Source organism: Streptosporangium carneum, from assembly GCF_027922005.1.
GTDB lineage: Bacteria > Actinomycetota > Actinomycetes > Streptosporangiales > Streptosporangiaceae > Streptosporangium > Streptosporangium carneum.
On record NZ_BSEV01000159.1, the window covers coordinates 1 to 534 of the forward strand.

The 534-nt window shown below is 67.4% G+C and carries 1 protein-coding gene; it reads right to left on the bottom strand.

Features of this window, described 5'->3' with window-relative positions; genetic code table 11:
* Positions 1–534, bottom strand: a 534-nt coding sequence (locus PKF00_RS45070; protein ID WP_271223803.1) for an MFS transporter, incomplete at both ends; no start/stop codon positions are given.

A 534-nucleotide genomic window follows, 5' to 3' on the forward strand; every position in this document is an offset into this window, starting at 1 on the left:
TAGAGGCTGGCTCCGATCAGGATGGAAATGCGCAGCGAACCGTCACCGAAGGTCGGCTGCAGCGCGGTCGACAACCGGCCCAGCACGTAGACGCCCCCGCCAATACCCAGAAGATTGTTGATCAGCAGGAAGACCGACGAGGCGCTGGTGCGCATGTGCGGCGGCACCAGGTGCTGGAAGGCCGAGAGAACCGGTCCCAGCCAGGCCAGGCCCAGCGCCGTCGGGATGAACAGCAGGGCGACCGCCATCGTCGCGGACGGCGACATCACGCCGGCCCAGTAGAGCGGCGCGCACAGCAGGAAGGCGACGGCGGGAACCGTGGCGAAGGCCGAGCGCTTGCGCTTGCCCATCCAGTCACCCATCACGCCGCCCAGGAAGATGCCCAGGCTGCCGGCCACGAACAGCACGCCGCCGAACAGCCAGCCCGTCTCGGTCAGCGACAGCTGGAAGCTGCGCGCAAAGAAGGAGGGCAGCCAGAAGAAGACGCCATAGCCCATCATCGACGAGGCCGAGGCGCCCAGGATCATCAGCCAG